Origin of the sequence: Micromonospora sp. NPDC051300 (assembly GCF_044455315.1) — a bacterium.
In the GTDB taxonomy this organism is placed as follows: domain Bacteria; phylum Actinomycetota; class Actinomycetes; order Mycobacteriales; family Micromonosporaceae; genus Micromonospora; species Micromonospora robiginosa.
The window spans coordinates 1-14,633 of sequence record NZ_JBITEP010000009.1 but is presented as its reverse complement, the minus strand read 5'-3'; the positions used below and the strand labels follow the sequence as shown (position 1 = coordinate 14,633).

Sequence of the window (14,633 nt, the reverse complement as noted above, 5' to 3'; positions counted from 1 at the left end):
CCAACTTCATGATCGACGGCTCGCGCGGCGGGTGGGCGGGTCAGGACGGGAGGAGTTCGGCCACCAACTCGTCGTCCTCCATGGCGCCAGTCGGGTGGAAGCCGAGGGAGGTGTAGAGGGCTGCCGCCGCGGTGTTGTCGGGGTGGTAGCTCAGGCGGATCGGGTGGCCCGCCTCGGCCAGCCGGCCGGCGAGCGTGCGCACCGTGGCGCGGCCCAGGCCCCGGCCCTGCTCGGCGGCGTCGATCACCATGCCGCCGATCCAGCGGGAGCCGTCGTCGTCCACACCCCACATGACGTGCCCCACCACGGCGTCGTCGGCGTAGACGGCGAGCGAGGTCCAGACGTCCGAGTGCGTGGTGAGCAGCAGGTAACGGGCGGCCAGGGCCGGCACGAAGCCGCGCTGGTCGTCGCGCGGCGCCACGTCGGCCACCGGCCGCCAGTTGTCGTCGCCCACCGGCCGCAGGGTCACCAGGCGGCCGAGGCGGTCACGCTCTCCAGAGTCGATCATGATCGCCAGCCTAGGACCGCCCCCACCCGCCGACCATAGGGCGGGTTAGCAGGGGCCCCCTGTTATGCAGAATGCGTTAACAGGGGGCCCCTCCTTACGCCCGGGCGGCGTGGTCGAGGTACGGGCGGGGGTCGCCGGCGCCGAGGTCGGTGACCCCGGCGCTGCGCAGGGCGCCGATCGCCATGGTCCGGCGGACCGCGGCGAAGGTGATCACGTGACCGATCGTCCCGCCCAGCGTGTGGGTGGTCGGCGGCGCGCAGGTGGTGTCGACGAAGGTGTCCGCGAGGGTGCCGTCGGCGAGCGTCCGGGCCACGAAGGCCCGCCAGTCCCGCCCGGCGACCGCGTGCCGGGCGGCCAGGCCGCGCACCGACCTGTCGCTCTCGTCCGGCCAGTCGCCGCCGCGCAGCGCCGACAGCCAGTGTTCCTCCTGCGTGACCATCGCGTTGATCAGCGAGCGGAGCGTCGGGTCGTCGTCGATCGTCTCCACGGACACGGTGACCGGCCGGTCGAGCACCTCCTCGTCGAGGCCGCCCGCGCGGTCGATGATCGCGGTGAGGGTCTCGACGTGGTGGTCGACCAGGTGTTGGAGCACGTTCATCGGGGTCTCCTGACGTGCGGCCGGCAGCCGCAGGCCACCGGGCGGTTGGAAGTGGACGCCGCTGGGGCAGGGCAGCTCCAGCTCGCGGAAGACCAGCGGCGGACGCCGCCGGACCGCGGTCGGGGCGAAGCCGTACGACCGCTGGAAGGCGCGGGTGAACGCCTCGTGCGAGCCGTACCCGGCCTCGACCGCGATGTCGAGGACGGTCCGGTCGCTGGTGACGAGCCGGTGCGCCGCACGTTCCAGGAGCAGCCGTCGACGCAGCGCGCCCGGCGGTTCCCCGGTGGCCGCGGCGACCAGCCGGTCGAAGTGGAACCGGGACAGGTGGACCCGTGCGGCCAGACCCGACGGGCTCGCCGCCGGATCGTCGAGCGCGGCCTGCAGGACGTCGAGGAGGCCGGTGAGTCCGTCGTTCCGGTTCATGCGTTCAGCCTGCACCCGCCGGGTGCGGTGTCGCTTGATCGCCGTTGCGCACCTGCCGGGCGCCGCGCGACAGGCGTCAGTCGAGCAGGGCGTCCAGGCCGACCGTGAGGCCGGGCCGGCGGGGGACCTCGCGCACCGCCAGCAGCACGCCGGGCATGAACGAGGCCCGGTCGTACGAGTCGTGCCGGATGGTGAGCGTCTCGCCTGTGGTGCCGAACAGCACCTCCTGGTGGGCGACCAGGCCGGTGGCGCGGACCGCGTGCACGCGTACCCCGTCGATGTCGGCGCCCCGGGCGCCGGCCACCTCGTCGCGGGTGGCGTCCGGCGCGGGCCCGAGCCCGGCCTCGGCGCGGGCCGCCGCGATCAGGCGGGCGGTGTGGGTGGCGGTGCCGCTGGGCGCGTCCAGCTTGCGCGGGTGGTGCTGCTCGACGATCTCGACCGACTCGAAGTGCCGGGCCGCGCGGGCCGCGAACTGCATCATCAGCACCGCGCCGATGCCGAAGTTGGGCGCGATCACCACGCCCACCCCGGGCCGGTCGGCCAGCCAGCCCCGCACCTCGTCCAGCCGCTGCTCGGTGAAGCCGGTGGTGCCGACGACGGCGTGGATGCCCCGGTCGACGCACCAGCGCAGGTTGTCCATGACCGCGTCCGGGGTGGTGAAGTCGACGACCACGCCGGCGTCGGCGACCGCGTCGAGCGCGTCGCCCTGGTCGACACCCGCGACCAGGTCCAGGTCGTCGGCGGCCTCGACCGCCCGGCAGACCTCCATGCCCATCCGGCCCCGGGCACCCAGCACGCCGACCCGGGCCGCCTGGGCCGGGTCCTTCTCCCGCACGTCAGTCACGGGGCACAACCTATCCCAATCGGGACGCGCCCCACCCGCCGGTCGGCCGGCTCAGCGACCGACGGTGAACGCGCCGGAGTCGAACGGGCCGACCACGGCCAGCGACATCGGAAGGGCGAGCAGCTCGGCCGCCAGGTCGTTCACGTCGGCGAGCGTCACCGCGTTTACCCGGGCCAGCAGCTCGTCGACGGGCATCAGGTTGCCGTAGAGCAGCTCGCCCTTGGCCAGCCGGCTCATCCGCGACCCGGTGTCCTCCAGACCCAGCACGAAGGAGCCCTTGCTCATCCCCTTGCCCCGGGCCAGCTCGGCCTCGGTGACGCCCTCGGCCGCCACCCGGGCCAGCTCGGCGCGGGTCAGGTCCAGCACCTCGTCGACCTTGCCGGGCGCGCAGCCGGCGTAGACGGCGAACACGCCGCTGTCGGCGTACTGGCTGGCGTAGGAGTAGACCGAGTAGGCGAGCCCGCGCTGCTCCCGGATCTGCTGGAACAGCCGGCTGGACATGCCGCCGCCGAGCACGTTGTTGAGCACGCCCAGGGCGAAGCGCCGGTCGTCGGTGCGGTCGATGGCCGGGCAGCCGAGCAGCACGTGCGCCTGCTCGGTCTCCTTCGGCTCGACAAGCGTGGTGGCCGGCTTCGTGCGTACCGCCGGGGTGGTCGCCCGGTGCGGCGCCGGCGCGGCCGGGTCGGTGTCCAGCGGGGTGCCGCGCAGCGCCTGCCGGACCAGCTTGACCACTGCGGCGTGGTCGAGGTTGCCGGCGGCGGCGATGACGATCTGCGGCGCGGTGTAGCGGCTGCGGTAGAAGCCCTGGATCTGCCGCCGGGTCATCGGCGTGACCGTCTCCTCGGTGCCGGAGATCAGCCGGCCCAGCGGGTGGTCGCCGTAGACCGCGCGGGCGAAGAGGTCGTGCACCTCGTCACCGGGCTCGTCGTCGTGCATGGCGATCTCTTCGAGGATGACGCCGCGCTCGGTCTCCACGTCGGCGGCGGCCAGCACCGAGTCGGCGACCGCGTCGCACATCACGTCGATGGCCAGCGGCAGGTCCTCGTCCAGCACCCGCGCGTAGTAGCAGGTGTATTCCTTCGTGGTGAACGCGTTGGTCTCGCCGCCCACCGCCTCGATCTCGGCCGAGATCTCCAGCGCGCTGCGCTTGTTGGTGCCCTTGAAGAGCAGGTGCTCCAGGAAGTGCGCGGCGCCGGCCTGCGGCCCGGTCTCGTCCCGGGAGCCGACCGCCACCCAGATGCCGAACGAGACGCTGCGCATCGCCGGGATCGCCTCGGTGAGCACCCGCAGTCCGCTGGGGAGCACGGTGCGGCGGACGGTGCCGCCGAGCGGGTCGTCGCTGAGGGTGCGGGTGACCGCCCGTGCCGGGGAGGACGAACTCACGACAGACCTGCTCTCCGTGCCACGAAGGGGGGTGGGACGAACGACGGCTCCAGCTCGCCACGCGACCTGGAGCCGTGGGCCGGCCCGGGCGACGCGTACGTCACCCGGGCCGGTCGGTGATCAGCTGTGCCGGGTGCGGCGACGCGGCCGGTCGCCGCCCTCGCCACCCTCCGAGCGGCGCTCGCCGCCACGGTCGCCACCACGGTCACCGCCGCGGTCGCCACCACGGTCACCGCGCGGGCCACGGTCGCCGCCGCGGTCCCGGCCGGCCGGACGCTCGCCACCAGCGGCCTCACCGGCGGCCGGCGCCTCGGCGCCCTCCGGACGGATCTTGTCCAGGTAGATCTTGCCGCGGGCGTCGATGTCCGCGATCTCCACCTCGACCTTGTCGCCGACGTTGAGGAAGTCCTCGACCTTCTCGACCCGCTTGCCGTCGCCCACCTTGGAGATGTGCAGCAGGCCGTCACGGCCCGGCAGCAGCGAGATGAAGGCGCCGAACGCGGCGGTCTTCACCACCGTGCCGAGGAACCGCTCGCCCACCTTCGGCAGGGTCGGGTTCGCGATGCCGTTGATCCGGTCCACCGCGGCCTGGGCCGACGGGCCGTTGGTCGCGCCGACGTAGATGGTGCCGTCGTCCTCGATGGAGATCTCGGCGCCGGTCTCGTCCTGGATGGCGTTGATGGTCTGGCCCTTCGGGCCGATCACCATGCCGATCTTGTCGACCGGGATCTTGACGGTGGTGACCCGCGGCGCGTAGTCCGACATCTCGGCCGGCGTCTCGATGGCCCGCTGCATCACGTCGAGGATGGTCTGCCGGGCCTCGTGCGCCTGCTGGAGCGCGGCGGCCAGCACGTCCGACGGGATGCCGTCGAGCTTGGTGTCGAGCTGCAGCGCGGTGACGAAGTCACGGGTGCCGGCGACCTTGAAGTCCATGTCGCCGAACGCGTCCTCGGCGCCGAGGATGTCGGTCAGCGTCACGTACTGGGTCTTGCCGTCGACCTCGTCGGAGATGAGGCCCATGGCGATGCCGGCGACCGGCGCCTTCAGCGGCACACCGGCCGAGAGCAGGCCCAGCGTGGAGGCGCAGACCGAGCCCATCGAGGTGGAGCCGTTGGAGCCGAGCGCCTCGGAGACCTGCCGGATCGCGTACGGGAACTCCTCGCGCGACGGCAGCACCGGGATCAGCGCCCGCTCGGCCAGCGCGCCGTGACCGATCTCGCGACGCTTCGGCGAGCCGACCCGGCCGGTCTCACCGGTCGAGTACGGCGGGAAGTTGTAGTTGTGCATGTAGCGCTTGCGGTTCTCCGGGGACAGCGTGTCCACCATCTGCTCCATGCGCAGCATGTTCAGCGTGGTGACGCCCAGGATCTGGGTCTCGCCGCGCTCGAACAGCGCCGAGCCGTGCACCCGCGGCAGCACGCCGACCTCGGCGCTCAGCGGACGGATGTCACGCGGGCCGCGGCCGTCGATGCGGACCTGCTCGCGCAGCACCCGGTTGCGGACCTCGGACTTGGTCAGCGAGCGGAACGCGGCGGACAGCTCCTTCTCGCGACCCTCGAAGCGACCGGTCAGCTCCTCGGCGACCTTGGCCTTGATCCGGTCCAGGGCCTCCTCGCGGTCGGCCTTGCCGGCGATCTTCAGGGCCTCGGTGACGTCGGCGCGGGCCACGTCGGCCACCGCGTCGTAGACGTCGTCGGAGTAGTCCAGGAAGACCGGGAACTCGCTGACCGGCTTGGCGGCGACCTCGGCCAGCTCGCTCTGCGCCCGGCACAGCTCACGGATGGCCGGCTTGGCGGCCTCCAGGCCGCTGGCCACGATCTCCTCGGTCGGCGCGGTGGCGCCGTCGGAGATCAGGGCCACCGCGTTCGGGGTGGCCTCGGCCTCGACCATCATGATCGCGACCTCGCCGTCGGTCAGGGTGCGACCGGCCACGACCATGTCGAAGGTGGCCCGGGCCAGCTCCTCCAGGGTCGGGAAGGCGACCCACTGGCCGTCCACGTGGGCGACCCGGGTCGCGCCGATCGGGCCGGAGAACGGCAGGCCGGAGAGCTTGGTCGACATCGAGGCGGCGTTGATGGCCACCACGTCGTACGGGTGCTGCGGGTCGAGCGCCAGCACGGTCTCGACGACCTGGACCTCGTTGCGCAGGCCCTTGACGAACGACGGGCGCAGCGGCCGGTCGATCAGCCGGCAGGTGAGGATGGCGTCCTCGCTGGGCCGGCCCTCGCGGCGGAAGAACGAGCCGGGGATCCGGCCCGCGGCGTACATCCGCTCCTCGACGTCGACGGTCAGCGGGAAGAAGTCGAACGACTCGCGCGGCTGCTTGCCGGCGGTGGTGGCGGAGAGGACGACCGTCTCGCCGAGCTGGGCGACGACGGAGCCGGCGGCCTGCCGGGCTAGCCGGCCGGTGGAGAAGGTGATCTCACGGGTGCCGAAGGACCCGTTGTCGATCACGGCGGTGCGGGATTCGGTGCCGAGGTTGGTCTCGGTCATGTGCTGTGGTGCTCCTTCGCGTCGTCGGCCGACGACACGGGAACTGCTCAGGCGGCCGGTCTTCGATCGAAGCGCCCGGGTGGGCCGGCATCTGCCGGGATTCCCGGGGGCCACTACCGGAGACCGGTGCTGGACGGCTCCCTCTCGGGTCGTCGCGCGGCCGGGGTTGGTTCTGGTGGTACCGGAACGGGGGAGCGGCCGAGCGGCCACTCCCCCGTCAGGTCATCGGCGCAGGCCGAGCCGCTCGATGAGCGACCGGTAGCGGTTGATGTCCTTCTTCTGGACGTAGTTGAGCAGCCGACGGCGCCGGCCGACCAGCAGCAGCAGCCCACGGCGGCTGTGGTGGTCGTGCTTGTGCACCTTCAGGTGCTCGGTCAGCTCCGCGATCCGCTTGGTCAGGACCGCGACCTGCACCTCCGGCGAACCGGTGTCGCCCTCGGCGGTCGCGTACTCCTGGCGGATCTTGGCCTTGGCTTCCTGGTCGAGCGCCATGTTCTCCCTGTTTCGTGGGTGGTTCGATGAGGTTCGTCGGAGCGGTCGTGATGACCGGTGCGACGGACCGGTTCCTCGCACCCGCGGCGTCGTGCAGGCACGCGAGGCCCCCGTCGGTCAGCCGACGTCTCCGTCAGCCTACCAGCCCCGGCCCGGCGCGCGGTCAGGACACCACCCGGCGGGTGCGCTCCACGTCCTCGGCGATCTGGGCGACGAGCGGCTCGATCGCGTCGTACGTCCGTTGCTCGCGCAGGTGCGCCACGAAGTCCAGGGCCAGCCGCTCGCCGTACAGGTCACCGCTGAAGTCCAGCGCGTACGCCTCCACCCGGCGCTCCCGGCCGGAGAACGTCGGGTTGGTGCCGATCGAGACCGCCGCCGCGAGCGGGTCGCCGCCGCGACGCACCAGCCGGGCCGCGTACACCCCGTCGGCGGGCACCGCCGCGTAGCGGTGGGTCAGCAGGTTGGCGGTGGGGTAACCCAGCTCACGTCCGCGCTGGTCGCCGCGGACCACCACGCCCTCGACCCGGTGCGGCCGGCCCAGCGCGACCGCCGCCGCCCGCACGTCGCCCGCGTCGACGCAGGACCGGATGTACGTGGAGGAGAAGACCGTGCCCGCCTCCGCGACAAGCGGCGCGCCCTCCACGCCGAAGCCGAACGTGCGGCCCAGCCGCTCCAGCAGGGCCACGTCGCCGGCCGCCCGGTGCCCGAACCGGAAGTTGTCGCCGACCACCACCAGCGCGGCGTGCAGGTGCTCGACCAGGATGTCGTGCACGAACGCCTCGGCCGGCAGCCGGGAGAACTCGGCGGTGAACGGCACCACGCAGAGCACGTCCACGCCGAGCGCCTCGATCAACTCCGCCTTGCGGGCCGGTTCGGTGAGCACCGCCGGGTGCGAGCCGGGGCGCACCACCTCGGCCGGGTGCGGGTCGAACGTCACCACCACCGACCGGACGCCGAGTTCCCGGGCGCGCGCCACGGCGTGCCCGATGGTGGCCTGGTGCCCCTGGTGCACGCCGTCGAAGACGCCGATGGTGACCACCGAGCGTCCCCAGCCGCCGGGCGCCGCCTCGTACCCCCGCCACCGCTGCATGCCGCTCCCCTCCCGTGTCCGACCGCGCGCCGTCAGGCCGGGGCCAGGACGATCTCCGCGCGGGCCCGCCCGTCCCGCTCGCTGACGATAGCGATCACGCCGCCGGCCGGGCCGAAGACCGCGTACGGGCCGGCGATGCCGGCCGGGGCCAGCGGCCCGCCGTGCGACAGCGTCCGCGCCTCCGCCTCGGTCGCGTCCCGGCGCGGGAAGAACCGCCCAGCGGCGGCGTCCAGCGGCAGGTTCACCACCTCCGGCGCGCGCTCCTCCAACTCGGCCAGGGTGGCCGCCTCGGCCAGGCCGAAGCCGCCGACCGCGGTACGCCGCAGCGCGGTGAGGTGGCCGCCGACCCCGAGCGCCAGGCCCGCGTCCCGGGCCAGGGCCCGGATGTACGTCCCGGACGAGCAGGTCACGTCCACGTCCACGTCCACCACATCGGGGACGTCCCGGCGGATCTCCCGCACGTCGAGTCGGGACACGGTGACCCGTCGGGCCGGCAGCTCGACCGCCTCCCCGTCGCGGACCCGCTTGTACGCCCGCTCTCCGTTGATCTTGATGGCGCTGACCGCGCTCGGCACCTGGTCGATCTCGCCGGTCAACGGCGCCAGCGCGGCGCGTACCGCGTCGTCGGTGACCGCGCCGGCCGGCGTGGTCGCGATCACGTCGCCCTCGGCGTCGTCGGTGACCGTGGCCTGGCCCAGCCGGATCGTGGCGGTGTAGCTCTTGCCGGCCCCGATCACGTAGGTGAGCAGCCGGGTCGCCCGGCCGACGCCGATCACCAGGACGCCGGTGGCCATCGGGTCCAGCGTGCCGCCGTGCCCGACCCGGCGGGTCCGGGCCAGCCGGCGGATCCGGGCCACCACGTCGTGCGACGTCATGCCGCCGGGCTTGTCGACCACGATCAGACCGTCTGCGCTCACGACCGCCAAGCCTGCCAGACGCCGGTGATCGACCCTGCGGGGGATACCGCCCCGGTCAACGGGGTGTCAAGATCATGCGCCCTCGCCCCGCCGCCCCGGGAAGCCTGATGACCGATCACCGCCCCACCCCCGAACCGCGTCCCGCCGGCGACCCGTCCGGCGAGTCGCTCGGCCCGGTCCCCGAGTGGCTCCGGCAGCCCGCCCCGGACGTCGAGCCCGGCCGCGCCGACCGCACGCGGATCGCGCTGGGGCGGCACTCCGGCAAGCTGCTCGGCGCCGGCGTCGCGGTGCTGCTGCTGGCCTGCTCCGGGGTGGTCGCCACGGTCGGCTACCAGGGCTACCAGCGGTGGCGGGCCGCCCCGGTGGCCTACCCGACGGTCAGCCCGCCGAGCGGCGAGCAGGCCGTCACCTCGGCGTCGCCGCCACCGGCCGGCGGGCCGTTCGACGGCACCCCGGCCGCCGGCTTCCCGCAGGGCACGGCCGGGATCGCGCTGCCACCGGCGAAGCGGACCGGCCCGTTTACCGCCCGGCAGGTCACCGACGCGCTCGCCAAGGTGCGCAGGGCCATGGTGACCGCGCGGCTGGACCGCGCGTTCTTCACCGCGAAGGACCCGGAACGACTGGTCCGCCAGTTCGCGCCGGACGCCCGCGCCGACCTGCGGGACGACTTCCCCTCCGGCGAGGCGGGCAGCTACGCCACCCGGCTGGCCCCCGGCGCCCGGCTCACCGCCGACCAGCCCCGGGTCAAGGGCCGGGTCAGCTACCGGGCCACCAGGGACCGCGACGGCATCCGGATCCTGGCGATCACCGCCAACTTCGTCTGGGCGTACGCCTTCCCCACCGCGAGCACGGTGCCGGGCGACGGTGTCGTGGTGGTGCACGACACCGTGGTATGGAGCGTGCCGCACCCCGGCGACGTGCGTCCCGGCTCCGTCGGACTCTGGATCGAGAAGTCCGACTCGTACGCCTCCAACATCGACTGCGCGGCCTGGGACAAGGGCCTGCTCGCGCTCGGCGAGCCCTCGTTCGGCGGTCCCGCCGACCCGGACCCGGACGCGGTCTTCGACCCGGACAAGACCCTCGACCTGCCGGACACGTGCTGACCCCGCGCCAGGCCACCCCCGCGATCGACAGGAACCCACGATGAGCACCGATCCGCCGACCGGTCCGGTGGGCACGCTCCGCCTCTTCCACCGGATCGTCCGCCATGACGCCTGAGCGCCCCGCCGCCGACCACGCCGGGCCGGACGGCTACCCCGACTGGCTGCACCGGCTGGAGCGGGAGATCCGGCCCGGCCCCGTCGTACGGCTGCGCATCTGGTGCCGGCGCCGGGCCCGCCGGCTGCTGGCCGCCGCCGGGGTCCTGATCCTGCTGACCGCCCTGCTGGGCGCGGGCGGATACGGGTACCGGCAGTTCCGCCGCCCGGCCGCCGCGACGCCCCCGGCCGACGGGGCGGCGTCCCCGGCGGCCGGGACGTCGAGCGCGCCGGCGCCGGGCGTCTTCGCCGGAACCCCGGCGGCGGACTGGCCGGCGGGGCCGGCCGGGATCACCTGGCCCGTGGCCCGGCCGACGGACGGCTTCACCGCGGCCGAGGTGTCGGCCGGGCTGGCCCGGGTCCGCGCCACGATGCTGACCGCCCGCCTGGACCGGGCGTTCATGACCGGCGACAGCCCGACCCCGCTCCTGCGCCATTTCGCCCCGGCCGCCCGGGAGCTGGTACGCAAGGACTGGTCCACCGCCACCATCGAGACCTACGCGACCCGGCTGGCCCCGGACGCCCGGCTCACCCCGGACCCACCCCGGGCGAAGGGCACCGTCACCTACCGGGGGGTCCGGGACGAGGGCGGCGCGCGGACGCTGGAGGTGACCGGCAACGTCGTCTGGGTCTACGGCTTCCGAGACCTCGACTCGCGCACCGGCCACTCCGTCGTCGTGCTGCACGACGAGGTGGTCTGGCGCCTGCCCCGCGCCGGCGACGTGGTCCGGTCGGACCGGGGCCTGTGGCTGCACCGGATGTCGAGCTACGCGTGGGGGGTGGACTGCGACGTCATCCGGCACGGACTGATCCGCCCCGGCCGGGCGGACCCGGACGCCCCACCGCCCCCGGAGGACCCCGACAAGCTCTACGACCCGGCGCACCCGATCCGCCTGCCGGTCTCGTGCTGAGCCCGGCCACCGGGACGGGCCGTGGTCAGCGGACCGCGCCTACCACCACCCAGGCGCCGGAGCGCAGCCGCAGCAGCAACGCGACCAGCCGCAGCACCACGAACAGCGTCAACCCGGCCCAGATCCCGCCCAGCCCGAGGTCGAGTCCGTAGGCCAGCCAGATCGCCGGCAGGAACGCGCCGAACGCGGCCACGATGGTGAGGTTGCGCAGGTAGCGCACGTCCCCGGCGCCGATCAGCACGCCGTCGAGGGCGAACACCACGCCGCCTATCGGCTGGAGCGCCACCAGCCAGGGCCAGGCCACCATGGCCTGGTCGCGTACCAGCGGATCGGAGCTGAACAACGACGGCACGACGCCGGCGCCGGCGGCGATCAGCACCGCGAACGCCACGCCGCACAGCCCACCGAGCAGCGCGACGCGGCGGGCGAGGAACCGCGCGCCGGCCGCGTCGCCGCCGCCGAGCGCGGCGCCGACGAGCGCCTGCGCGGCGATCGCGAGGGCGTCCAGCACCAGCGCGGTGAAGAACCAGAGTTGTACGGCGATCTGGTGCGCCCCGACCGCGGCGGCGCCGAAACGGGCCGCGACAGCGGTCGCGGACAGGAAGCTCGCCTGGAACGCGATGCCGCGCACCAGCAGGTCACGGCCGAGCACCAACTGCTGCCCGATCACCCGGGGCCGGGGCCGCAGCGCGACCCGCTCGCGCACCAGCGCGGCGGCGAAGAGCACACCGGAGAGCGTCTGGGCGACGGCGTTGGCCACTGCGGAGCCGGCCAGGCCGAGCCCGGCCGGGTAGACGAGCAGCGGGCAGAGCACCGCGGAGAGCAGGTTGGGGGCGAGCACGAACAGCAGCGGCCGCCGGGTGTCCTGGATCCCCCGCAGCCACCCGTTGCCGGCGGCGGCGAGCAGCAGGCCGGGCGCGCCCAGCGCCGCGATCCGCAGCCACCCGGCGGCGGCGTCGGCCACCTCGCCGGGGCCTCCGGCGAGGGTACGCGCCAACGCGCCCCCGCCGACGCCGATGGCGACCGCCACCAGCAGCCCGGCGGTCAGCGCGAGCCAGGACGCCTGGACGCCCTCGGCCACCGCGGCGGCCCGGTCGCCGGCGCCGAAGCGACGGGCCGAGCGCCCCGTCGTGCCGTACGCGACGACAGTGCCGATCCACGCGGTGAGCGTCATGACCGTGCCGCCGATGGCGAGCGCGGCGAGCGGCACCCGCCCCAGGTGACCGACCACCGCGGTGTCGACGAGCACGTAGAGCGGCTCCGCCGCCAGCACCACCAGGGCGGGCAGCGCGAGCGCGGCGATCCGCCGGGGCGACACGGCGGTGGCGGGTACGACGGTGCTGCTCATCGCCGCTGATCCTGGCACGCGCCCGGTAAGGTCCACAACCCCCTAGGACTGCTTACTCACCTCGGCCAGCAGGCGCGCCACGTCGCGCCGGCCGCGCACCCGGCGCACCGGCACGGTCGGGGCGTACGCGGCGACGGCCGCCACCACCCGGGGCCGGGACCGGACCGGGTAGTGCCAGACGTAACGCAGGAGGTCGAGGTCGACGCGCTCCGGACAGCCCGGCGGAAGATCCGACCGAGGCTCGGCGCGGTACGCCCAGCGGCGGCGCAGCACCCGGACCAGGCACCGCAGCCGGTGCGGGTCGCAGAGCACCAGCAGTTCGGCGCGGGGCAGCCGAAGATCGAGTGTGCTCGCGTAGTTGCCGTCCATCACCCAGGCCGGGCGCGCGACCAACTCGGCCACCCGGGCGCGGAACTCGTCCCCGGCCGGGGCGGTCCAGCCGGGCCGCCAGTAGTGGCGGTCGAGGTGGATCAGCGGAAGATCGAGCCGCCGGGCGAGTTCACCGGCGAGGGTGCTCTTGCCGGCTCCCGAACTGCCGACGACCAGGATGCGGCGCACCCGGGGAACGGTAGCGCCGTCGCGCCCTGACGCAGCAGCCCGACGCACGGCGGTGGCACCGGCTCCCCGCCTGCCGGAGCCCGACCCGGTCCAGTGGAGATCCGCTCCGGTTGCCCGGCGTCCTTATCGCCCGGGTGGAGCCTGCTCCGGCCCGGTGGAGCCCGCGCTCCGGCCCGGTGGAAGCCTCACCTCGGCCCGATGGGAGCCCGCGCTCCGGGCCGATGGGAGCCCGCGCTCCGGGCCGATGGGAGCCCGCGCTCCGGGCCGATGGGAGCCTCGCCCGGCCCGGTGGGAGCCTCGCCCGGCCCGGTGGGAGCTGAGTTCGCCCGACGGGCGGCCGACCTCGGTGCGGCGGGAGCGCGTCCGGCTCGGCCGGAGCCGAGTTCGGCCGGCGGGAGGCCGCTCCGGCGACCGGTGCGGCGGTGACGCGGGTGGCGGGGCCGATCATGGTGCTGCGGCGGCCCCGGCCGGCGTCACCGCCGGACGGCCTGCGTCACTGACGGGTGTCCATCGAGGTCTGCAGCGCGCGACGCATCTGCTCGCGCGCCTCGTCGGTGGTGGTTTCGGTCTGCGGCTTGCGCTTGCTCGACATGACTGTGTCCTTCCAGGGTGCGGACCACCGCGCACGGCAGCCCTGCGGGCGCCCGACGCCCCGTGCTCGGGCGGCGCGACGACAGTCGCGCCGTGACCGGAGTCGTCGGCCTGCTGCGCGCCCGGCAGCGGTCCGGGATCACCGGAGCGGCTCGCCTGGCAACGTGAGCCCGGGTCGGTCTGACCCTGGAGGGAGGCGGCGCCGGGTGCGGCACCACCGCCCGTGACCAGCGCCGCGAAGCGCCGATCCCTCACCCAAATTAACGTTCACTTTCCAGATACTGCGCACAGTTCCCGCGATGCGGACAGGCCAACCTCTTTCCGGGTGGCTTCTCGGCAGCTCCTCAGCGGGCGAGAAAGTGCCAGCCGAGCCACCACCAGAAACCGAACAGACCGATCCGGCCCACCGGCACCGGACCGACCTCGTATCGCATGACGAAGGCACAGACGTCGGCCAGGGACGGGATCCGCGAACCCTCCCGACGCGCGGCCCACTCGACGGCTGCGAACAGCAGCAGCGCGGTCAGGAACCCGCCGATGGCCAGCGCGCGCATCATCGGCGGACCAGTCCCCAGAACGCGGCCAGCCAGGCGAACCAGGCCGCCGACCGGGCGAGATGGTCCTCGAGCAGCGGATCGGCCAGCCGGGAGAACGTGGGAAAGTCGTCGCCCACGGACATCACGAAGGTCGCCCCCTCGAAGACCCCGAAGACGGTGACCGGCAGCAGCCACCACAGCGCGGCCGACGGCAGCCGGCGCGGCGCCGGGCGTCGGGGCACCCGGTTGTTGAGGCCGACCCAGATCAGTCCCCCGCCGGTGCCGAGGATGTAGAGGTTCGCCGCGGTCGAGAACGACGGCAGTTGACCACCGACCAGGGAGAGGCAGATCAACACCGGTACGGAGACGACCGGCCGGTCCCAGACCCGGGGCGCCTCGACGGTGAGCTCGGGGGGATGATCCATCACCCGATTGTCCCCAGCGTGACGTAAGGCGGGAAGACCGGCACGCCTCGTGATTGCCCCGAAACGCCGAAGGCCGGCACCCGGGGTGCCGGCCTTCGTGGTGTTGCTTACTTGGTCCAGTGCTGGTTGACGAGGTCGGTGGCCTGCTTCTCCCACTGGGCGTACGCGTCCGGGTAGGCGGAGACCTGGACGGTCTGGGCGGCCTTGGTGAGGGGCATGTCCTGCCAGCCGTCGACCTGCTTGAGGCCCTTGAGGAAGGC

At 74.1% G+C, this 14,633-nt stretch carries 14 protein-coding genes; 2 read left to right on the top strand and 12 right to left on the bottom strand.

Going from position 1 to position 14,633, the window contains the following annotated elements; genetic code table 11:
- Positions 1–40 precede the first annotated feature (40 nt).
- From ACIA5A_RS12490 to truB, 8 genes are all read right to left on the bottom strand, one after another.
- Positions 41–508, bottom strand: a complete 468-nt coding sequence (locus ACIA5A_RS12490) for a GNAT family N-acetyltransferase (protein WP_396760204.1) — start codon at positions 506–508, stop codon at positions 41–43.
- 94 nt (positions 509–602) lie between these two features.
- Positions 603–1,529, bottom strand: coding sequence for a helix-turn-helix domain-containing protein (locus ACIA5A_RS12485; RefSeq protein ID WP_396760202.1), 927 nt, complete (start codon positions 1,527–1,529; stop codon positions 603–605).
- A 76-nt stretch (positions 1,530–1,605) separates the two neighbouring features.
- Positions 1,606–2,373: a 4-hydroxy-tetrahydrodipicolinate reductase gene (dapB, locus tag ACIA5A_RS12480; RefSeq protein WP_396760200.1), complete on the bottom strand. Its 768-nt coding sequence runs from the start codon at positions 2,371–2,373 to the stop codon at positions 1,606–1,608.
- Positions 2,374–2,424: 51 nt separating this feature from the next.
- Positions 2,425–3,756 (bottom strand): M16 family metallopeptidase, encoded by a 1,332-nt coding sequence (locus ACIA5A_RS12475; RefSeq protein WP_396760198.1) that lies wholly within the window; start codon positions 3,754–3,756, stop codon positions 2,425–2,427.
- 120 nt (positions 3,757–3,876) lie between these two features.
- Positions 3,877–6,249 carry a polyribonucleotide nucleotidyltransferase gene (locus ACIA5A_RS12470; RefSeq protein WP_396760195.1) on the bottom strand — a complete coding sequence of 791 codons (2,373 nt, stop codon included), beginning with the start codon at positions 6,247–6,249 and terminating at the stop codon, positions 3,877–3,879.
- 222 nt (positions 6,250–6,471) lie between these two features.
- A complete protein-coding gene (gene rpsO / locus ACIA5A_RS12465; protein WP_013284678.1) occupies positions 6,472–6,741 on the bottom strand; it encodes a 30S ribosomal protein S15 in 270 nt (89 codons plus the stop codon).
- A 163-nt stretch (positions 6,742–6,904) separates the two neighbouring features.
- Positions 6,905–7,831, bottom strand: coding sequence for a bifunctional riboflavin kinase/FAD synthetase (locus ACIA5A_RS12460; RefSeq protein WP_396760192.1), 927 nt, complete (start codon positions 7,829–7,831; stop codon positions 6,905–6,907).
- Positions 7,832–7,863: 32 nt separating this feature from the next.
- Positions 7,864–8,748, bottom strand: a complete 885-nt coding sequence (truB, locus tag ACIA5A_RS12455) for a tRNA pseudouridine(55) synthase TruB (RefSeq protein WP_396760189.1) — start codon at positions 8,746–8,748, stop codon at positions 7,864–7,866.
- A 107-nt stretch (positions 8,749–8,855) separates the two neighbouring features.
- Between truB and ACIA5A_RS12450 the strand changes: the two genes are divergently transcribed.
- Both ACIA5A_RS12450 and ACIA5A_RS12445 read left to right on the top strand, forming a co-directional pair.
- Positions 8,856–9,851, top strand: a complete 996-nt coding sequence (locus ACIA5A_RS12450) for a hypothetical protein (protein WP_396760186.1) — start codon at positions 8,856–8,858, stop codon at positions 9,849–9,851.
- Between the two features lie 104 nt (positions 9,852–9,955).
- On the top strand, positions 9,956–10,915 hold the full coding sequence (locus tag ACIA5A_RS12445; protein ID WP_396760183.1) for a hypothetical protein: 960 nt from the start codon (positions 9,956–9,958) through the stop codon (positions 10,913–10,915).
- A 25-nt stretch (positions 10,916–10,940) separates the two neighbouring features.
- Here the strand turns inward: ACIA5A_RS12445 and ACIA5A_RS12440 are convergent, their stop codons facing one another.
- The 4 genes from ACIA5A_RS12440 to ACIA5A_RS12425 all read right to left on the bottom strand — a co-directional run bounded on the left by ACIA5A_RS12440 (position 10,941) and on the right by ACIA5A_RS12425 (position 14,373).
- Entirely contained in the window at positions 10,941–12,263 is a 1,323-nt protein-coding gene (locus ACIA5A_RS12440; RefSeq protein ID WP_396760180.1) for an MATE family efflux transporter, read from the bottom strand.
- Positions 12,264–12,305: 42 nt separating this feature from the next.
- Positions 12,306–12,821, bottom strand: a complete 516-nt coding sequence (locus ACIA5A_RS12435; protein ID WP_396760177.1) for an adenylate kinase — start codon at positions 12,819–12,821, stop codon at positions 12,306–12,308.
- Positions 12,822–13,756: 935 nt separating this feature from the next.
- Positions 13,757–13,966 carry a DUF6186 family protein gene (locus ACIA5A_RS12430; protein ID WP_181572704.1) on the bottom strand — a complete coding sequence of 70 codons (210 nt, stop codon included), beginning with the start codon at positions 13,964–13,966 and terminating at the stop codon, positions 13,757–13,759.
- Positions 13,966–14,373, bottom strand: coding sequence for a hypothetical protein (locus ACIA5A_RS12425; RefSeq protein WP_396760175.1), 408 nt, complete (start codon positions 14,371–14,373; stop codon positions 13,966–13,968). Before ACIA5A_RS12425 ends, ACIA5A_RS12430 begins: the two co-directional genes overlap by 1 nt.
- Between the last annotated feature and the right edge of the window lie 260 nt (positions 14,374–14,633).